18 protein-coding genes are annotated in these 20,651 nt (G+C 54.6%); 17 read left to right on the forward strand and 1 reads right to left on the reverse strand.

Features of this window, described 5'->3' with window-relative positions; translation table 11 throughout:
* Nucleotides 1–26 precede the first annotated feature (26 nt).
* The 4 genes from FHS19_RS11995 to FHS19_RS12010 all read left to right on the forward strand — a co-directional run bounded on the left by FHS19_RS11995 (nt 27) and on the right by FHS19_RS12010 (nt 5,811).
* Complete coding sequence (locus tag FHS19_RS11995; RefSeq protein ID WP_376771899.1) at nt 27–980, forward strand: MTP-1 family protein; 954 nt, start codon at nt 27–29, stop codon at nt 978–980.
* A gap of 27 nt (nt 981–1,007) precedes the next feature.
* Entirely contained in the window at nt 1,008–2,081 is a 1,074-nt protein-coding gene (locus FHS19_RS12000; RefSeq protein WP_183582052.1) for a BtaManbiosPhlase, read from the forward strand.
* 106 nt (nt 2,082–2,187) lie between these two features.
* Entirely contained in the window at nt 2,188–4,785 is a 2,598-nt protein-coding gene (locus FHS19_RS12005; protein ID WP_183582053.1) for a beta-mannosidase, read from the forward strand.
* Nucleotides 4,786–4,803: 18 nt separating this feature from the next.
* A complete protein-coding gene (locus tag FHS19_RS12010; RefSeq protein WP_183582054.1) occupies nt 4,804–5,811 on the forward strand; it encodes a zinc-dependent alcohol dehydrogenase family protein in 1,008 nt (335 codons plus the stop codon).
* On the opposite strand, the gene FHS19_RS12015 is transcribed toward FHS19_RS12010, so the two are convergent.
* Nucleotides 5,802–5,978 carry a hypothetical protein gene (locus FHS19_RS12015; RefSeq protein WP_183582055.1) on the reverse strand — a complete coding sequence of 59 codons (177 nt, stop codon included), beginning with the start codon at nt 5,976–5,978 and terminating at the stop codon, nt 5,802–5,804. The two genes, FHS19_RS12010 and FHS19_RS12015, sit on opposite strands and share 10 nt — an antisense overlap.
* A 69-nt stretch (nt 5,979–6,047) precedes the next feature.
* On the opposite strand from FHS19_RS12015, the gene FHS19_RS12020 reads away from it, so the two are divergent.
* From FHS19_RS12020 to FHS19_RS12080, 13 genes are all read left to right on the forward strand, one after another.
* Entirely contained in the window at nt 6,048–6,902 is an 855-nt protein-coding gene (locus tag FHS19_RS12020; RefSeq protein WP_183582056.1) for a DNA-binding protein, read from the forward strand.
* 356 nt (nt 6,903–7,258) lie between these two features.
* Complete coding sequence (locus FHS19_RS12025; protein WP_183582057.1) at nt 7,259–8,029, forward strand: DeoR/GlpR family DNA-binding transcription regulator; 771 nt, start codon at nt 7,259–7,261, stop codon at nt 8,027–8,029.
* Between the two features lie 178 nt (nt 8,030–8,207).
* The gene (locus FHS19_RS12030; RefSeq protein ID WP_183582058.1) at nt 8,208–9,014 is read left to right on the forward strand and encodes an HAD-IIA family hydrolase; all 807 of its coding nucleotides are present in this window, start codon (nt 8,208–8,210) and stop codon (nt 9,012–9,014) included.
* Nucleotides 9,011–10,180 (forward strand): sn-glycerol-1-phosphate dehydrogenase, encoded by a 1,170-nt coding sequence (locus FHS19_RS12035; RefSeq protein ID WP_183582059.1) that lies wholly within the window; start codon nt 9,011–9,013, stop codon nt 10,178–10,180. The genes FHS19_RS12030 and FHS19_RS12035 overlap by 4 nt, the downstream gene beginning before the upstream one ends.
* 705 nt (nt 10,181–10,885) lie before the next feature.
* On the forward strand, nt 10,886–11,800 hold the full coding sequence (gene murQ, locus FHS19_RS12040) for an N-acetylmuramic acid 6-phosphate etherase (protein WP_183582060.1): 915 nt from the start codon (nt 10,886–10,888) through the stop codon (nt 11,798–11,800).
* 34 nt (nt 11,801–11,834) lie between these two features.
* Complete coding sequence (locus FHS19_RS12045; RefSeq protein ID WP_183582061.1) at nt 11,835–13,259, forward strand: ABC transporter substrate-binding protein; 1,425 nt, start codon at nt 11,835–11,837, stop codon at nt 13,257–13,259.
* A gap of 90 nt (nt 13,260–13,349) precedes the next feature.
* Nucleotides 13,350–14,252, forward strand: coding sequence for a carbohydrate ABC transporter permease (locus FHS19_RS12050; RefSeq protein WP_183582062.1), 903 nt, complete (start codon nt 13,350–13,352; stop codon nt 14,250–14,252).
* A gap of 131 nt (nt 14,253–14,383) precedes the next feature.
* The gene (locus FHS19_RS12055; RefSeq protein WP_076171078.1) at nt 14,384–15,244 is read left to right on the forward strand and encodes a carbohydrate ABC transporter permease; all 861 of its coding nucleotides are present in this window, start codon (nt 14,384–14,386) and stop codon (nt 15,242–15,244) included.
* Nucleotide 15,245: 1 nt separating this feature from the next.
* A complete protein-coding gene (locus FHS19_RS12060) occupies nt 15,246–16,448 on the forward strand; it encodes an anhydro-N-acetylmuramic acid kinase (RefSeq protein WP_183582063.1) in 1,203 nt (400 codons plus the stop codon).
* 21 nt (nt 16,449–16,469) lie between these two features.
* Nucleotides 16,470–17,438 (forward strand): GNAT family N-acetyltransferase, encoded by a 969-nt coding sequence (locus tag FHS19_RS12065; RefSeq protein WP_312887203.1) that lies wholly within the window; start codon nt 16,470–16,472, stop codon nt 17,436–17,438.
* Nucleotides 17,439–17,442: 4 nt separating this feature from the next.
* On the forward strand, nt 17,443–18,147 hold the full coding sequence (locus FHS19_RS12070) for a PIG-L deacetylase family protein (protein WP_183582064.1): 705 nt from the start codon (nt 17,443–17,445) through the stop codon (nt 18,145–18,147).
* Between the two features lie 135 nt (nt 18,148–18,282).
* Nucleotides 18,283–19,422 (forward strand): exo-beta-N-acetylmuramidase NamZ family protein, encoded by a 1,140-nt coding sequence (locus tag FHS19_RS12075; protein WP_183582065.1) that lies wholly within the window; start codon nt 18,283–18,285, stop codon nt 19,420–19,422.
* A gap of 33 nt (nt 19,423–19,455) precedes the next feature.
* Nucleotides 19,456–20,400 (forward strand): N-acetylglucosamine kinase, encoded by a 945-nt coding sequence (locus tag FHS19_RS12080; protein WP_183582066.1) that lies wholly within the window; start codon nt 19,456–19,458, stop codon nt 20,398–20,400.
* Nucleotides 20,401–20,651 lie beyond the last annotated feature (251 nt).

The following is a 20,651-nucleotide window of genomic DNA, read 5'->3' on the forward strand; positions in this document are numbered from 1 at the left end:
TATGATCAGGTAGGGGGATTATCGTGCTGAACGTGAACAAAACAGACGTTAAAACATGCCGTGTGCTGCTTGAACAGTACATGGAGGGGCGGGAAGGAACCGCACCGGCGCATACGGCGGAGAAGCTGGTTTTTGCCGGCGTCGGAGAGCGGGACGTGTATAACATCACCGCCCCATTCGTGGATGAAGGGCGAACCGTCATCGCGGGCCGGGTCGAATCCCGGGACAGTGAGCGTTCCCAGGTCGTATTCTTCGAGGAAAACGACGGTACCTGGGTGCCGATTGAAGGAGCGCCGGTGCTCGAACTGCAGGACCCTTTTCACACCCGGATCGGCGGAGAGCTGATTCTGGGGGGAGTTCAAATTTACCCGCATCCGGAGAAGGAGGGAGCGCTCATGTGGCGCACGGCCTTTTACCGGGGAAGCCGAATCGCCGATTTGAAGCTGTTTTTCACCGGTCCCGACGGAATGAAGGATCTGCGCCTCACCGTACTGCAAGGCGGCGGAATCGGCGTATTCACCCGCCCGCAGGGTGAAAAAGGCGGCCGCGGCCAGATTGGTTATTTCCGGGCCGCATCGCTGGACGACTTGACCGTACAGGCGATTGAGGAAGCCCCGCTCCTGGACGGACAATTCATCCCCGAGGAATGGGGAGGGGCCAATGAAATCCATGTGCTGAGCAATGGCCTTCTCGGCGTGCTGGGACATACGGCCTGTTACGATGCCGAAGGCGATCGTCATTATTATCCCATGATTTTTGTTCTCGATCCGCAGACGGCTGCGTTTTCCGATATGACGCTGATTGCCGTGCGGGCTGATTTTCTGCCAGGTCCGGCCAAGCGTGAAGACCTTCAGGACGTCGTGTTCAGCGGCGGCCTCGTTCGCCGCGGCGACGGGACAGCGGTGCTGTATGCGGGAACAAGCGATGCGGAGGCGCAGCGTCTGATCATAGCCGATCCTTTTGCGAGATTCGAATCCTAGTTTATACATCGAAGGAGCTTGATCCGAATGAACATTTATCGATATCCAGAAAATCCTTTAATCACCCCCGCCGACGTCAAGCCTCACCGCGAGGGCTTCGAGGTAATCGGCGCCTTTAACGCCGGCATCGCCGAGTATCAAGGGGAAACGCTGATGCTGCTGCGTGTGGCGGAGCGTCCGGTCAGCGGCGATCCGAACGTCGTCATCGCCCCTGTATTCAATGCGGAGAGCGGTGATCTCGAACTTATTCCTTTCCGCAGGGACGACGACCGGTACGATTTTTCCGATCCGCGGGTGATCCGCAATAAATCAAAAAACGGCACGTTTGAGTATTTGACGTCGCTGTCTTATATCCGAATCGCCCGCAGCAGGGACGGCCACCACTATACGGTGGACGATCTGCCGTTCATTTATCCGTCCAACGAACAGGAAGCGTTCGGCATCGAGGATCCCCGGGTGACGCAGATCGGCGATACCTATTACGTTTATTTCTCCGTCGTGTCCCCCGTGGGGATTGGAGAATCGCTCGTATCGACCACCGACTTTGTGACGACCCGGCATCACGGTATGATCTTCGGACCGGACAATAAGGACGTGCTCATTTTCCCGGAAAAGATTAACGGCAAATACTACGCTCTTCATCGTCCGACCATGAAAAGCATCGGGAATCCGGAAATTTGGATCGCGGAATCCGACAATTTGCTGTACTGGGGCAATCACAAGCATCTGCTCGGCCTCCGGGACGGAATGTGGGACAGCGGCCGGATCGGCGGCGGCGCCGTGCCGTTCAAGACCGACAAAGGCTGGCTTGAGCTGTATCACGGAGCGACGGCGGATCACCGCTACTGCATGGGCGCCGTGCTTCTCGATCTGAACGATCCGACGCGCGTGATCGCCCGTTCCGGGAAGCCGGTGATGGAGCCTGAGGCGGAATATGAAAAGCAGGGCTTTTTCGGGGACGTGGTATTTTCCTGCGGCGCCGTCGTTGACGGTGACACGGTAAAAATGTTCTATGGCGTCGCGGACACCTCGATGGCCTGTGCGGAGCTTAGCGTGAAGGAAATATTGGACAGCCTCGAATACCTCGAAGCAAAAGTTTAGGATCTCGACACGGAACGCCAAAACAAACCCTTGTTTTGGCGTTCTATTACATCAGGCCCGGACAAGCCGGATCGGTTTGCAGCAAGGGCGAAGTGAGGGAAACAGCATGATCATCAAAGACCATTGGAAGCTGCGGGATTTCAAGGAGGGGGAAGCGAAGGACCTTGAAGTGGCATCGCCACTGTATGACGATTACTTTTGGATGTCGGCGCAGGTGCCGGGCGACGTTCATACAACGCTGATGCGCCACGGGCTGATCGACGATCCGTTCTATGGGCATAACGACCAGAAATGCCGGTGGGTCGAAGAGCGGATCTGGTGGTATCGGACCGTTTTTACGCTGGACGAAGCACCGCGGCAGGACGACAACATGCTGCTGGTGTTTGAGGGATTGGACACTTTCGCAACCGTGTATTTGAACGGGGTGGAGCTGGGCTCGACAGACAACATGTTTATCAGCCATACGTTTGAAGTCAGCCGCGAGTTGAACCCGGGCAAAAACGTCATCGCCGTCAAGTTTGACCCGGTCCATTCGAAAGTGGGCGGCAAGGCCGTCTCCTCGTTCTGGTCCGGCTTCAGCAAGGAACGGGTCTGGACCCGCAAAAATCAAAGCCATTTCGGCTGGGATTGGGGACCACGGCTCCTGTGCGCGGGAATCTGGAAGGAAGTCCGGCTCGAGAAACACGCTGCAGCCAGAATAGAGCATATCTATGCTCGGACGTTGGAGGTTGGCGAGATGGAAGCGCTGGTTGATATTTCGGTGGAAATGACTTCATGGGACCGCCGCAAAACATACAGCGTTCTCGTTCAGCTTCTCGACGGGGAGAACGGGGAAGTGGCGGCTGTAGAAACGTTTGAAATGAGCGGAACCTCCGGCAGCGAGTTGTCCGGATTGGCCGGCGGCATGAGCCTGGCGGGAGAAACCAAACTTCGCGTGTCGAATCCTAAGCTGTGGTGGACCCATGACCTCGGCACGCCCCATTTATATGAGCTGCGGATTTCAGTGCACGCGGACGGGATCACGCTGGACCGGCGCAGCCAGAAGCTGGGGATTCGCACGCTGGAGCTGAAGCAGCGGGATACAGCGGGAAATCCTGCCTTTACTTTTATGCTGAACGGCGTTCGTGTATTTGCCAAAGGAGCCAACTGGATCCCGATCGACAGCTTTATCGGGGCGGTGCCGGATGAGCGATATTCCCGCCTGATTGACATGGCGAAGGAAGCGAACATGAATATGCTCCGGGTCTGGGGAGGAGGCATTTACGAGCGGGATATCTTCTATGATGAGTGCGACCGCCTGGGGATTTTGGTATGGCAGGACTTTATGTTCGCCTGTGCCCTGTATCCTGACTATAACCGCAATTTTATGGATAATGTCGCGGAAGAAGTACAGCAGGTCGTCAAGCGGCTGCGCAGCCGGACATGCCTGGCCTTATGGTGCGGTAATAACGAAAATGATTGGCTGTATGAAGCGCTTCATGCCAGCGGAGACATTCCGCATCCTTTTTACGGCGAGAAAATCAATCATGAACTGATGCCCGCGCTTCTGGAGCAGCTGGATCCTTCCCGGACCTTCTGGCCGAGCTCTCCTTACGGAGGGAACGACCATAATTCCCGTGAGGAAGGGGACACGCATAACTGGCAGGTGTGGCACGGCAACATCGAGCCAAGGGTATTCGGTGAGCCCCAGCTTCAGGACTACAGCGTGGAAGGGCTGTCGTTCAAGAAATTCAAGGAGGACCGCACGAAGTTCGCCAGTGAGTTCGGCATGCATGCTTCCGCCAATTTATACACGCTGCAGCGGAACGTGCCGCCGACGGAGCTGGTGCTGGGCAGTGCAGAAATGATGAACCGCAACAAGGATATCAACCATCTCAAGGGCGTTATGCTGATGGAGGGATACACCGGAATTCCGGGCAACTTGGAGGAATACATCCAATATTCCATGCTGACGCAGGCCGAAGGCCTCAAATACGGCATTGAGCATTACCGAAGAAACAAACCGGAAACGAGCGGGGCGTTGTTCTGGCAGTTCAACGACTGCTGGCCCGGCACCAGCTGGTCCGTCATCGACTATTACGGTCTGCCGAAAGCGGCTTACCATTACGCCCGCAAATTTTATCATCCGCTGCTGTTGACGCTAGAGTATACGCCCGGGGATACGGAACTCGTACTGTGGGGCATAAATGACAAGCGGAAATCCGTTACCAAGACGGCGGAGCTAATCGTCTACAGTATGGACGGCCGGCAGGTATATGCCCGGACGTTCGCTGCAGAGATTGAGTCATGCGGGAAGCAGCGCATAGCGGTAATGAAGCTGGACGACCTGCTTCAAGGTCTCGACGCCGCTGAAGCCGTCTGCGTCGTGCGCTGGATGGACGGCTGCGGAGAAAACAACTTTTATTATTTTTGCGACCATAAAGATATGAAATTCCGGCCCGTTCAACTGAACGTTCAGGTGAACCCCGAGGAAGGCTGCGTTACGGTATCCTCCGCCGACTATGCCGCCCGAATGGTAAGGCTTGAGATGGATGAAGCCTGGCTGGATTGGGAGGATAATTATTTCGACCTGCTGCCAGGACAGAAACGAGTAATCCATGTCAGACAGAAGGAAGACAAGGAGATTCCGTGGAATACCTTGAAAGTATCGGCACTAAACGGCTTGTCGGTCACGGTTGATGGACGGCAGCCGGTTACGAAATGAGGAAGGGGAGAGTTGACGATGAGAGCGGCAGTGCTTGTGAAGCAGGAACAGATGGAAGTTAAGGAACGGAAGACCCCGGAAGCCGGTACCGGCGAGGTGCTGATTCGGGTGCGCAGCTGCGGCATCTGCGGAACGGACCAGCACATTTACCACGGCCATCCGGGTTCGGCGGAAGTGCATCCGCCGATCGTACTCGGGCATGAGCTGTCCGGTGAAGTGGTGGCGGTCGGACAGGACGTAAGCACCTTAAAGGAAGGGGACCGGGTTTCGGTCGATCCGAATATATACTGCGGTAGCTGCGAATACTGCCGGAGCGGCAGGCTTCACCTATGCGAGCGGCTGCAGGCGGTCGGCGTAACGCGGGACGGCGGCATGGCCGAATTCTGCCTCGTGCCAGCGGAAAATTGTTACATCATCCCGGACGCGATGAGCTATGATGAAGCGGCGCTGCTTGAACCGCTCGGCTGCGTGCTGCACGGCTTCCGCAAGCTCGATATCCGGCCGCAGCATCAGGTGCTGATCATCGGCGGCGGATTTATCGGGCAGATCTTCCTGCAGCTCGTTCGCGAATGCGGAGTTTCGCGGATTACGGTCAGCGAACCGGCGTCCTACAAGCATGAGGCGCTCCGCGGCTTGGGTGCGGATGCGGTCGTATCGCCCCTCGATCCGGGTTCCGCGGATGGGCTTGCTTCCAGCGCCGACGTGGTCATCGAATGCGTCGGAAGGACGGATTCGGTACAGTCGGCCGTTCGCGCCGCCCGCAAGGGAGGGCAGGTGCTGCTGTTTGGCGTGGCCGCCCCGGAGGCGGAGGCACCCATCCGTCCTTTCGACATTTTTTCGAAGGAGCTGCGGATCATGGGTTCGTTCATCAACCCGTTTACCCATACGGATGCGATCCAGCTGGTATCCCGCGGCAAGGTGCGGCTCGCACCGCTTATCAGCCACCGCTTCACGCTGGAGCAGCTGCCGGATTCGATGCGGAATTACCCTCAGCTAGGGGTGAGCAAGGGCATCGTTCAAATATAGAAGGTAAAAGCAGGTAAACCGGAATAGACACTGATAGAGTCGGTGTCTATTTTTCCATTTTTGGGTAATTCATCCTTGTCATCATCTAAAATCTTTTCATTGACTGAAAAAAGCAAGATTACCAGCTTTGACCAAGCATTTTTGGTCATTTTTTCACGAACTAACATAATTGACCGTCCGTTAATTTAACTATATACTTCTTAATAATATAAAGATTAGCGAAGGAGGAAATCGGATTGGAAGACAGATCCATGACCGTAAAGATTGAGATAGATACGCTGGTAACGATGCTGAAAATGGCCTTCTCCTTTGAGAATTGGGATAACATGATTAAAATTTCTACCGAACTTTATGAGTCCGCTTACGAGATGTATGTCGAACAAAAGGAACGGAATCGCCGGATTCAGGTTACGGAACGCCCGATCGTCTATTATTTCGGATACAGCCATCTCATGAAGGGGCTTGCCTACCAAAAGAAGAAAATGTACCAAGAGGCTAAACAGTGCATAGCCAACTATGAAGATCTAAGCTACATGTCTGACGGATCTCCTGCCAACAACCAGGCTGTCGAAAACTTCCGTTTTTTCGCAAAGGCCAATATGTTTACGCTTAATATTCTTTCAGGAAATCTGGACTGCCTGGAGGATTATTCAGCGTTTATACAGGAAAATCCATCCGAAACTCTCCCTGGACTAATCACGATATTAGAGGCAGCAAATATACATAACTATGACGTCGATCATATCCTGGATATTCTTGTCGTCGAAGATTCGCAGCTCATTCCGATTGACCAAAATCCCGTAGATCTCTCCTATTATATTTCTTTTTTGTATTTGCTGGCGGTTTATAGATTTAAAAAAGAAAACCACGTAGAAGCGCTCGATAGGACTTTACAAGCTTTGACATTATCTGATAAACTTGAAGATGACAAAATTTTCAAAAAATGCGTCGCCTTATTCGAATCTTTCAGATCCCATGCTTCACTGACTCAACTAGAATCGTACTCATCTATCCAAAAAAACATTCTCAAAGGAGCGATTGAAGATGAAGAAGGTATTGTTTTCGACGGTAGTAGCATTAGGACTATTTAGTGTTAGTCTGCTGACGGCATCCGCCTTTACGACGCTGAACCACGGTGCCAACTACGATACGGCCAACCATGGAGCCAACTATTCGATCCAGAACCACGGTGCAAACTATTAATCGGTTTTGCTAGCGGAGGTTAAGATTTATACTTTATAGACGGTTTAGAAGAACAGTCCGACATCTCGTCGGGCTGTTTTTTTTGTTTCCTTCTGCCTTCTGTGTCGAATACATTCTCGGAACTGTTGAACCATGGAGGGGGAATATTGAAGGCCTGATAGTCTAATTCTGCTGATGGAATTGTCGTTTGTTGTTATATCCTGTTGTTTGTATTTATAATGAAGAAAAAAGGTTGGAGGTTTCTATGTTTGCAGCCCAGCGAAGAGAAAAAATACTGGAGGCGCTTCAACGCGACAAGCAGATCGTGGTGAAGCAGCTGGCACGCGAACTGCAGGTGTCTGAGGGGACCCTGCGGACGGATTTGCGGATGCTGGAAGAAGAGGGCGTCCTAGAGCGTACCCATGGCGGAGCGGTTCCGGCCAGGACCAAACCGGTGCAGGCCGAGCCCCGGTATCCGAGCCGCAGTGAGCTGAACTACGAGGAGAAGCGGGCGATCGGGACAAAGGCTGCCGAACTCGTAACACGCGGTCAATGCATTATTCTGGATGCCAGCTCCAGCGTACTGGAACTGGCAAAGGCGCTGGTGGAGCATGATTATCTCACCGTTGTGACGAACGGACTGGAGGCTGCCACCATCCTGAACCAGAATCCGCGGATCAACGTCATTTTGATCGGAGGGATACTCCGCTCCGGCTCCAAAACCATCGAAGGCGTTCTGGGGAAAAGCATTTTGGAAGGGATTCATTCCGACCTGTTCTTTACTTCGTCGGAGGGGCTGAGCGTCAGGGAGGGCATGACCGATTTCAGCCTGTACGAGGCGGAGCTGAAGAAGCTGATGATTGCGAGCTCGAGCAAAACGGTTGCGCTGGTGGACCACACCAAGCTGGGCCGGCGGTCGATCGCCACATCCGCCAAAATGGAGGACATCGACGTGCTCATCACCGATGAAGGGGCAGATCCGGAGTTTCTGCGCCAGCTGAACACGACCGAAGTTTTGATCGCTCCCTATCTATAAAACGACGGAAGTTTTGTCGCTCCTTATCGATAAAACGGCAGTCAATGATGGCGTCCGGCTGAATTCAAATCGTCATATATTGCCATTTGAAAACGTTCATAAAAGCAAACAATCGTTGACAAACGCAGACAATCACAGGGAAAATGAACATATAAGAACACGGCGGGAGGATCTAACCATGAGTTTGGACACGGTGGGCGGTTTTATTATCGATTTGGACGGGACGGTATACCGGGGGGCACAAGCTATTCCCGGGGCCAAGGAGAGCATTGCGCTGCTCCGTTCGCAGGGTAAACGGATGGTCTTCCTCAGCAACCGGGGGAACGTTTCCCGGGCGATGTGCCATCAGAAGCTTCTTTCCATGGGCATCGACGTGCCTGCGGAAGAGATCCTGCTGACTTCTACGGTAACGGCCCGGTACCTTCAGCAGCACCACCCCGGAAGCTATGCGTGGGTGCTCGGGCCGGAAGGCCTGCGGGATGAACTGGTGCTGGCCGGCATCGAGCTGGCTGAGAGACCCGAGGATGCCGACTGGCTCGTCATTACGCTGCATGAGGAACTGACTTATGCCGAGCTGAATCAGGCGTTCAGGGCCGTGCGGAACGGCGCCCGCATCATCGCGACCAATGACGATAAATCGTTCCCCGGGGATGACGGGGAGTGCATCGACGTCGGCGGCATGATCGCCGCCATCGTCGCGACGGCGGGCCAAGAGGTGGAAGTGGTCATCGGCAAGCCGTCGGCCTTGATGGCCGAAGCGGCTTTACAGGTTCTCGGACTTCCGCCGCAGCAGTGCTTGGTGATCGGGGATAGCCTGGGCTCGGATATCCAGCTCGGCCGCCGGGCAGGCATCCGTACCGCGCTGGTGTTGAGCGGATCGGCTACAAGGCGGGATGCGGAGACGGCCGCGGAAGGTCCGGACATGGTCTGGGAGTCGCTGGCGGAGCTTCAGCACCTCTTGACGGGAAAGGAAGGAATCAAATGACGGATTGGTTGAAGGATATCAGGGAAGCGGCGGGCCGCATGGACAACGCGGATGAGCGTCTCGCCGACATTTGCCCGGTCGTGCTGGAAAGCGGTGCGATCCGGAAGGCGGGTGCATTTTTAAAAGATCAGGATTACCGCCGCGTAATCGTTACGGCCGACAAGAATACCTTTGCAGCCGCCGGCGAGCAGCTGATGGAATCCATTACGGGGGCGGGGGTAAACGCAAGCGTTACGTTCATTTCCCCTGATGAGCAGGGGGATGTCATCGCCGACGAACGGTCGATTGTGCAGCTGCTGCTTGACGTGAAGTCCAGCAAGGCGGATGCGGTGGTTGCGCTCGGATCAGGAACGCTGCACGACGTATCCAGATTTGCCGCATACTCGGCAGGCATCCCGTTTGTATCCGTACCCACGGCCCCATCGGTGGACGGATTTAATTCCAAGGGAGCGCCGCTCATTATCCGCGGCGAGAAAATCACGATTCAATCGATCGGCCCGGCAGCGATCTTTGCCGACCTGGATATTTTGACGGCTGCACCGCGGACGATGGTCGCTGCTGGCTTCGGGGACATGCTGGGCAAATGCACGTCGCTGTTCGATTGGACATTCGGGCATCTGTCAGCGGATGAGCCTTATTCGGAAATTGTGGCGGAGATGACGACTAAGGCACTGCAGCAGTGCGTGGATCACATCGACGCGATCGCGGACCGCACACCGGAAGGAATCCGGGTGCTGACACAGGCCCTGGTCGAGTCCGGTTTTGCCATGCTGCTGTTCGGCCAGTCGCACCCGGCTTCCGGAGCGGAGCATCATTTGTCCCATTATTGGGAAATGTCGTTTTTGCGTGAAGGCAGAAGGGCCGTACTGCATGGGGCCAAGGTCGGCGTCGCCTGTGCGGAAATTTCGCAGCTGTACCACCGGCTGGATGCGGAAAATTCCCTGCCGGTTGCTGAGGAGCAGTTGGAGCGCGTCCGCGCAGAGCTGGCCAAGGTGCCGTCACCCGATACGCTGCGGGCCTGGTTGCGGAAGGTTGGCGGTCCTGCTTCCATTCAGGAGCTGGACATCGATCCGGAGCTCCTGAAGCGAAGCCTCGAGGAGGCAGACCAGATCCGTCCGAACCGCTATACCCTGCTGCGGGCGGTGAACGATCAGCGGCGGAAGTGATTCGTTGGGAAAACGTTGCAGCGATCACGCTCTGGTGAAGAAATTTTGTGAATAATGACTATGCGCAAGTGACGGCCGCCGATATGGCGGCTTTTTTTTGCGTTTTCGTAGACTGTGACAGTTTGTTTGTAAGCTCATTGCCAGGGAGGAACAACCTGCGCGATAGATGTGGTTTCGTTTTTTAATGAAGGAAGCCGAGGAACGGCGTATCCGATGACTGTATATTTCATTCCTTATCTCGAAGTGTATTCGCTAGGCTTGTAATCTTCCCTTAATCTAAGAGGTTAATGGTCCTATCTAATGGAGAAAGGCCCCTTTTTTGCAGTGAAATATTATTTCACGGACCGAGAGCGTTATGTTTTGTATTCATTCAGTGTAGCGGGCAGTGAGGTCACACTCACGGCCTTTAGTTTTTTCAGCTCCTGTACAGAGCAAAGCGATTGTACAGCAGCATTGCCCCTTACAGCAGCGAGTGTTTGGACGGGCGAACGTCTTTGGCTTTGTGCGAAGCACAAAACAAGATAGAGAGCCCGGCCAAACAGGAGCAGCCCCCAAACAGGAGCAGCCTGCACTTTTTTACAATTACCATAAAATAATATTATTACTTCCGAAATAAAATATTATTTCAAAAACCGTTGACCAGAATGAAATTTATCGTTATTATGAAATCAAGAAATAGAAGTCAACACGGATAGGGGGATGGCTATGGATGAGTATCTGGCGGGGTTAACGACAGAAGGGATCAACGATAAAACATTGAGTATAGATGAATGTTCAACTGAAGAGATGGTTCGCCTAATGAATGAACAGGATTCCAAGGTTCCGGCTGCAGTCGCTGCAGAGATACCGCAAATTGTAAGGGCGGTGGACACACTCCATCATGTGCTGAAGAATGGTGGAAGAATGTTTTACGTTGGGGCTGGATCTTCCGGCAGGCTCGGTGTGCTGGACGCATCTGAATGTCCTCCCACCTTCGGCGTGGATCCCTTGCTGGTACAAGGTCATATTGCCGGAGGAGACGGAGCACTGAGAACTGCTGTTGAGGGTTATGAAGACAATGCTGAGGAGGGGGTCGCTTTAATTGAAAGGTGCGGCGTGACAGACAAGGATGCGGTTATCGGCATCAGCGCCAGCGGAAGCGCGACATTCGTCATCGCTGCCTTGAAGAAGGCAGGGGAGATCGGAGCCGCTACGATCGGCGTCGTCAATAACAAAAATTCCAAGGTGGAGCACGTCTGCGATGTATGCATTGCACCTGTCGTAGGGCCGGAAGTGATCATGGGATCAACCAGATTAAAAGCGGGGACTGCACAGAAAATGGTCCTGAACATGCTGACCACCTGTACGATGGTGAAGCTGGGCAAGACCTACAACAATCTGATGGTGGACTTGAAAGCAAGCAATATCAAGCTGCGGGACCGATCGGTGCGTATCATAAAGACAGCAACCGGGGTCGATGACAAGACGGCACTTTCCTATTTGGAAAGCGCTTCCATGAATTGCAAGCTGGCCATTATGATGATCAAAACCGGCTTGGACGCCCAAGCGGCGGCACATGCGCTGGATCAAGCCGAGGGGAGCCTGAAGAAGGCGATCCGCAATTTTACGAAAGTGGTCTAATACCAATGGATATCCTTGAGGAGGCATGTTGTTCATGAAAAAAAGAATGCGTGTATTAGCATCCGTATTTGCCGTAAGCATGGCACTGACCACACTGACGGCCTGCGGCGGCAAAGGCGGCGATTCCAAATCGGCCGAAACGTCCGATCCGAACGCGAAAGATACCATTACGGCACTGCTGCCGCCGGTATCGGGCAATTTCCAGGACACCTTCGCGGACATTCAAAAAGAATTTACGGAGAAGTACCCGAACCTGACGCTGAAAATCGAACCGGCCAGCTGGGAGGACATGACGCAGAAGCTTGATACCCAGGTGAACGCCGGCAGCCCTCCGGATATCGCGTTTATCGGTTCCGACGGCATCTCCAAATACGTTGACCAAGGCATGGCGCTTGATATCAAGGACATCGCCACACCGGAAATGATCAACGATTACGACAAAGGACCGCTGGAATACATGAAGAAGGGCGACGGCCTGTACGGCTTCCCGGCTTATATGGAAGTCCATGCGCTGGGCGGCAACCGCGAGTTTCTCGAGAAGGCGGGCATCGATTGGAAAAAGGTACAGCAGCAAGGATGGACCTTCGATGAGTTCCGCGAAGCGATCAAGAAAGGTGTCGTTTCCGAAGGCGGCAAAACGTCCCGTTACGGCTTCGTATTTGCTACAGCCGGCGTCACTTCGAAAGACTATTTGGGCATTCTGATCAAAAATGCAGGCATGCCTTCCGCATTTACGCAAGATTTGAAATACGCGTACACCAGCAAAAACTATCTTGAAGTACTTAAGGATATCCGCGCATTGATCGACGACGGCTCCATGCCGAAGGAATTGAGCTCCATCGACGCGGGTAAACGTTGGAACATGTTCCTGACCGGCCAAACGATGATCACCGGTAAAGGGATGGCGACCTTCGAAAAATCCGCAAACACGAACAATGATAAAATCAAGGCCAACGACGGCAGCGCGGTCAAAGGCAGCATTCCTGTGACTTACACGGTTCTTCCGGTTCCGTCCTTCCTGGGCGAAAAAGCCGTTTCCAGCGTAGCCGTTGACGGTTACGTCGCATTCCGCGGCAAAAAGGAACCAAGCGAAGCCCATAAGCAGAACATCTTGAAGGCGCTGTACTTCCTGGCCAGCGGCAAAGTGGCCGCAACCACGAACAACGACCTGTTCGTCGCTCAAATTACGGAAAGCGGCAGAAAAGCGGCGGAAAGCATGTCGGTTGAACGCGATGCGGACAACAAGGCAGCCGTTGAAACGATGCTGAAGAACGCGGCGCCGGCCCGTCCGGACATCCCGGCTGAGCTGGAAGCCAAAGCCATCAAGCTGGAGGACGAAGTGATCGTTCCGAAGCTGCAGGCGCTCATTGCCGGCGAAATCAAGCCGGAAGAGATGTACGATGCCGTCAAATCCGCAGCGGTTTCCGCGTTCGGTGAAGACGGAGTAGTGAAAGACTAATCCCTGAATCAAGCGGATAGCCGTGTGCGGGTCACGCGGCTATCCGGTATATTGGCTGTAAGAAGGGATAGGAAAGGAGTTTCGCATAAGATGGCTCAACTAGCTAAACCGGCCAAAAGACGCAGAATTAGGGGAGACGGAGCTTGGGCGTATGCTTTTATCGCCGTTGCTTTGGTGGTCTTCGCCATGTTTACCGCTTATCCGGTCGTGAGCGCGTTTATTATCAGCTTTCAGAAATACAAGCCGATCGGCTCGGAGTATGTGGGGTTCGATAACTATATCGCCACATTCAAGGATTCCTTGTTTTGGAAATCGGTGGTCAACACGGTCGTGTACACGATTCTTACCGTCCCCGTATCGTTAATCATCTCATTTGCCATTGCGATTCTGATACTGCCGCTCAAGAAAAAGCTGCAGACGACCTTCAAGGCGATCTACTACCTGCCTGCGGTCGCTTCTGGCGTTGCGCTGTCGGTGGTATGGCTGTGGATCTTCGATCCGATGCCGGAAGGCATTTTCAACAAGCTGATCGGTTTCTTCGGCATCAGCAACCAGAACTGGCTCGGCTCCAGTGCCACGTCGATGTTCTCGCTGGTCCTGATGGCCTGGCTGTCCAGCCACGGCACCAGTATCATCATTTATTTGGCCGCGCTGCTCGGCATCGATTCCAGCTATTATGAAGCCGCCGATTTGGATGGCGCCAACTTTTTTCAGAAGCTGTGGTACATCGTCATTCCGAGCCTGAAGCCGACGACGCTGTTTCTTTTGGTTACCGGGGTCATCGGTTCCTTCCAAGTGTTCCAGAATGCGTACCTCATGACAGGCGGCGGTCCGGACAACTCGACGACGATGGTCGGTCTCCTGATCTTTAACAACGCCTTCAAGTACTTTGAATTCGGCAAAGCGGCAGCCCAGTCCCTCGTGCTCGCGGCGATTATCGCGCTGATCTCGCTGGTGCAGTTCAAGTTTATGGGCAAAGACGTGGAATATTAAGAAATACGTCGATCGACGTATTTCATTGAAGACAGACCGCGCACAGCGGAAGTTTTTCTTGCGAGATCAGGATGCTTAAGCGGGAGAAGTTTATACTTTCTGATCTCTTAAGTAAGGAGGAAGATCCGAACATGGCACTTTACAGCGAACATACCGGAAAGCCGGCGGCAAAGCGCGCCAGAAACGGTGTGATCATCATCATATTGATCCTATTTGCATTAGCAACGATTTTCCCCATTTATTTCATGATCATGTCGTCCTTTGGCGATCCGATCGAAGCGGGAGCGGCGAACTATTCCCTGTTTCCGACCAAATTTACGCTGGACTCCTATAAATTCTTCTTTGATTACAGCGAATACTCGTACCGCTGGCTGCTGAACTCGCTGATCGTGGCGACAACGGTCATGGTATCGAACGTGTTTTTCGCCAGCCTGGCGGGTTACGCTTTTTCCAAAATCAAGTTCAAGGGCAGAACGGTTCTGTTTACGATCCTGCTGATCGCCATGATGATCCCTTATCAGGTGACCCAGGTTCCGCTCTACATTTTGATCGTGAACATTTTCAATATTCAAAACACATACAGCGCCTTGATTTTGCCGGGCCTCGTCACGGTCTACAACATTTTCTTGGCCAAACAGTTCATGGGCAGCATCCCGGGGGAAATCCTCGAATGCGCTAAAATCGAAGGCTGCAACCAGTTCCAGATTTATTTCCGGATCATTCTGCCATTGTCCAAAACGGTGCTGGCGGTCATGGCGATCCTGACCTTTATGGACAGCTGGAACACGTTCTTCTGGCCGTTCCTCGTAACAAACACGATGGATATGCAGACGATTCAGGTCGGTCTGAAAAACTTCCGGTTTGCGAATACGACCTACTTTGCGCCAATGATGGCGGGTGCCACCATCTCCGCGCTGCCGATGTTCATCCTTTTCTTCAGCCTCCAAAAGTACTTCCTGGAAGGCGTCACGGTGGGAGCCGTGAAGGGCTGATATGGGGACAAGGGGAGAAAATGCGGAGCTCCGTCGTCCCCGGTATGCCGTTGGTCTGATGTCCGGGACATCGGTAGACGGCATCGATGCGGCAGTCGTGGAAATCACCGGCAATCAGGAGGAGCCTCCAGGCGTGCGTCTGGTCGCTTTTGAAAATTCGCCTTATCCTGCGGGTGTCAGGGAAGACATTTTTGCTTTATTCGATCCATGCAACGCAACCGTTGACCGAGTTGGGAAAATGAATGTGCTTTTGGGAGAACTGTACGCCGAGGCGGCTGTGTCCGTGATTGGAAAGGCGGGGCTGTCCGCCAAGGACGTTTCAGTGATCGGTTCGCACGGCCAGACGATCTACCATGCTCCAAGCATGGAGCCGTACCATGGCCGTAACGTGCATTACACCGTGCAGATCGGAGAAGGTGCGGTCATCGCGGCAAGAACGGGAATTCCTTGTGTGTCGGACTTCCGGCCGGCGGACATGGCTGTCGGCGGTCAGGGAGCGCCGCTGGTTCCCTTTACGGAATATTTGCTGTACCGGGAGGAACACCGGACATTGCTGCTGCAGAACATCGGCGGCATTGGGAACATGACGGTAATTCCGGCCGGCTGCACCCCCGACGAAGTATACGCTTTCGACACTGGCCCGGGTAACATGATTATCGACGGGGTCGTGGAGCGGCTGTATCCGGGACAATTAACGATGGATATTGGAGGAGCGATCGCTCGGTCGGGCACCGCCGATCCGCGTCTGCTTGGCAGGCTGCAGCAGGAGCCTTACTATTCGCAGCCGCTGCCGAAATCGACGGGCCGCGAGCTGTTCGGTTCCTCTTATATAGATAAGCTTCTGCATGATGCCGAAGCGCTCGGCATGCAGGCGGAAGACATTGTCGCCACAGTGACGATGTTGACCGCCTGGTCGATCGGTGACGCCTATCGCAGATACGTGACGGCAGGCCACCCCGCCGATGCGATGATCGTTGGCGGCGGGGGCAGCTATAATCCGGTGCTGATGGAATGGATCGGGCAGGAAATGGCGATGGCAGGCGTTCAAGTGCTGACGCAGGAGGCAATCGGCCATAACAGCGATGCGAAGGAAGCCGTGGCGTTTGCCGTTCTGGCGGATTACGCGATCGCCAAGCGGCCGAATAATCTTCCGGATGTGACCGGCGCTTCCAGAACTGTCGTTATGGGCAAAATCAGCTATTAAAGGGATGGAGGGACTCATATCGTGAGGGTTGTAACTTGGAGTGACCAATACACTGGTTCTGTCATCGGCTTGTGGAACACGGTCGCCGTGAAGGACGGCTACAAAGAGATGACGGGGGCAAGCTTCAGCGGCATATTTACCGGAAACCGCTATTTCGATCCGGAGAACACGTTTGTTCTCGTGGAAGATAGCGAAGTGAAGGGTTTTGCCTGCGGCTGCACGGGCGGCGATCTGCCGCTTGGAGATCATGCGGGCTACATTACCTGCATCGTGCTTGCCGATGAAGTCCGCACGGATGACCATTACAAGATGATGCTGGAGCATCTGGAAGGGCGCTTTCAGGCGCTGGGCAAGGGCCAGGCCGACGTGCTGTTCTTCAATCCGATGATGCTGCCCTGGTACATACCGGATACGCCGCGCCACGAGCATAACAACGCGCCCGGTGTGCCGACAGGCAGCAGGCTTCATTCGTTTTTGCTGGGCCAGGGATATGTGGAGAGAGCGCAGGAATGCGCGATGTACCTGAATTTGTCTTCGTTCTCCATTCCGCAAGAGATTCGCGGAAAAGAAGAGAAGGCCAAGGCCGAGGGATATACGGTGGAGTTGTTTGACCAAGGCAAGCATCACGGCGTTTCGGACATGCTGCAGGGCTTTGATAATCCGTTGTGGCAAAAGGAAATCGCCCAATCGACCGAAGACGGGGTGCCAGTCGTCGTGGCGGCGCATCGTGGTAAAGTGGTCGGATTTGCCGGGCCGGTCATCCGCCAGGACAGCGGGCGCGGTTATTTTGCCGGCATCGGCGTTCACCCCGAGCATGAGGGACACGGACTCGGCAGCATCCTTTTCTTTAAGCTGTGCGAAGCCTTTCAGCAGATCGGGACGGAGTATATGTCCCTGTATACCGGCAGCACCAATCCGGCCATCCGGATTTACGAGAAGGCAGGGTTTAAGACAGTCCGGACATTTTCGATCATGAGAAGGGAGTTTTAAAGCGATGAGCGAACAGAAATTAACGATTATGGCGATCGGCGGCCATGTGGGAGATGCGGAACTGACGGCGGGCGGCGTGCTTGCCAGCCATTCCTTGAAGGGCGACCGCATCGTGACGCTGGCACTGACGGCAGGGGAACGCGGCGTACCCGCGGGTCAGGATATGGCGGAGTACCGTCAGCAAAAGGTGAACGAGGGCAAGGCGTTTGCCGACATGCTGGGTGGTGAGTCTATTGTGTTCGATATTCCCGACGGCGAACTGAAGGATACCGAGGAGATGCGTCTGAGAGTATGCGATGAAATCCGGCGCGTTCGGCCGAATATCATCATTACCCACTGGAAAAACAGCATGCACAAGGACCACACGACGACGCATAACATCGTGAACGATGCGCGCTTTTTTGCAGGCTTGGCTTCATTTGAACGGGAACTGCCCGCGTTTTTCGCTTCCAAGCTCTACTATGCGGAAAACTGGGAGGATGCGGTGGATTACAAGCCGTACGTGTACGTGGACTTTTCGCAGGAGGCGTTTGACCTGTGGGTGAAAGCGGTATCGCAGCACTGGTTCGTCACGGGCAGCAAGTCCTTCCCTTATCTTGAGTACTATAAGCATCTAGCTCGCGTGCGCGGAATCGAGGCGCGTAAAGAGTACGCGGAAACGTTCATGATTCCGGCGGAAACGATGCGTCTGCGCCAAAGCGAACTGTAAGCGGGCTGAACATTTTATGCTCGCTTGTGACTGTGACGATTCCTCTGTTGCAGTCATTTTTTTAGGGATCGATGTTCTTATAACTTTCATATAACTTTATTGGCGCTGTGCCAATCTCACTACCAGGAGGTCGCTATGATCGCTAACGGAATTGACCGGATCGAAGATTATGCCCATCTGCTCCAGGGGAAGCGGCTCGGGTTGATTACCTCGCCCACGGGCTTAAACCGTAAATTTGAATCCACGATTCAAATTCTGCATGAGCGGTTCCACCTGACGGCGCTGTTCTCGCCGGAACACGGGGTCCGGGGGGACCAGGCGGCGGGCGCCCAGGTCGAAACTTACAAAGACCCGATTACAGGTGTGCCCGTGTACAGTCTGTACCGCAAGGACTCCAAACGGCTGAGCACGGAAATGCTGGACGAAGTGGACGCCGTCGTATACGATATCCAGGATGTAGGCGTACGCTATTATACCTTCATTTACACGATGCTGTACGCTTTGGAGGATTGCGCCAAGGCGGGAAAAGAATTCATCGTCCTCGACCGGATCAACCCGCTGGACGGGGTGACGGTGGAAGGCAGCGTCCTGAAGCCCGGATTTGAATCATTCGTCGGCAATTACCCGCTCGCCGTCCGCTACGGCTTGACGGCTGGCGAGGTGGCGGCGATGGCGAACGAGCAAATGGGCTGGAACGCCGAACTGCATGTCGTTCCATGCGGCGGCTGGGACCGGGGCATGCTGTTTCCCGAAACGGGAAACCTCTGGGTCATGCCGTCGCTCGGGCTGCCGCGCTTTGACAGCGCGCTCCTCTATCCGGGAACCTGTTTGTTCGAAGGCACAAACCTGTCCGAAGGACGGGGAACGACCGCGCCTTTTGAAATCGTAGGCGCGCCGTTCGTCGAGGCGGAGAAGCTGGCGGACGAGATGAACGGCATGAAGCTGCCGGGCGTCATCTTCCGGCCAGTCTATTTCAAGCCGACGTTCTCCAAGCATGTGGGCGAGCAGTGCGGCGGCGTGCAGCTGCATATTACCGACCAGCGTGCGCTGCAGCCGATCGAAACGGGAATCCGGCTGATGTATACACTGAAGCGGAACTATGAGCCATTCGAATTTTTGCCGCCGCATAAGGGTAACAAGCTGCCGTTCATCGACCTTTTGGGCGGGGACGATCTGTACCGGAGCGAGCCGCTGGATCTGGAAGCCTTACTGGAACAGTTCCGTGAGGAAGCGCGGTCGTTTGCCAGCATAAAGCAGCAATATCATATCTATTAGACATCTATTAGACAGACGAAGGAAGGGATGGCAATGCGGTATGTAGCCGGGCTGGACGGCGGCGGAACGAAAACGGCGGTCGCCGTCGCCGATGAGAGCGGCGCAGTGATCGCCGCCTTCGAATCCGGCGGGATCAATTACAACGGGCAGGACGAGGCCAGCATCGAAGCCAGCCTGCGCGACATGATGCGCCGGATCGGCGAGGCTACCGGAGGCCTGGACCGCTGCGCCTATCTGTGCATCGGAGCCGCGGGTGTCAGCAATCCCGCCGTGAGCGCCCGCCTGACCGCTAAGGTCAGGGAATGCGGCTATGCAAGCGGCCTCCTGATCACCGGCGATCAGGAAACGGCTTTGAGCGGCGCGCATGAGAGCGAGTACGGCATGATCCTGATTGCGGGAACGGGGTCGATCTGCTACGGCCGCAATGAACGCGGCGAGACCCATCGCACCGGCGGCTGTGGTCACCTGATCGATGACGAAGGCAGCGGGTACGCGATCGGCCGGGACCTGCTGTCCGTTCTGGTCCGGGCCCACGACGGCCGGCTGTCGGAAACGGTCATTACGGACCTGGTTTACGGGAAGCTGGGCCTCCAATCGGTACAGGACATCATTGGCTACGTGTATGATGAAGCCCGGAGCAAAAAGGACATCGCCGCGTTGGCGCCGCTGCTGACCCGGGCATGCGAGCTCGGTGACCCTGCGGCCCTGGGCATCGCGCAGCACAGCGCGGCTTCGCTTGCCGAGCTGGTAGCGCCGGTTGCCGAGAAGCTGTCGCTGCAGACAGGGGCACTGGCCATGGCCGGAAGTGTGCTGCTCAACAACGCTTATATCCGGGACGCTTTCCTGGAGCGGCTGCAGGAGCGCTATCCGGATATCAACTCCATTACTCCCAAAAAAGACGCGGCAAGCGGCGCGGTGCTGATGGCGCTGAATCGTCTGCGGGAGCCAAGTAACCGAATGAACAACTGCGAATTGTAAACACAAACGGCCCAATAGGCGCCAATACCACAAACCTCCTTTCCTTGCGGCACTTGCCGGCATGATAAAAGGAGGTTTTTTCGTGATCCCCTTAAGACAAGTTTCTCATACCGTCGCTTACAAATGAATCGTCAGGCCAGGTTCCATGGCAGTACTCCTGTGTACTAATCTTATAAATTGAGTGATCACGACGAATATCTGAACGATCTGCGGGAAGCAGGATATTTCAGCAATATCGAAGAAATAGGGAG

It is taken from the genome of Paenibacillus rhizosphaerae, assembly GCF_014192015.1.
Classification (GTDB): domain Bacteria; phylum Bacillota; class Bacilli; order Paenibacillales; family Paenibacillaceae; genus Paenibacillus_AQ; species Paenibacillus_AQ rhizosphaerae.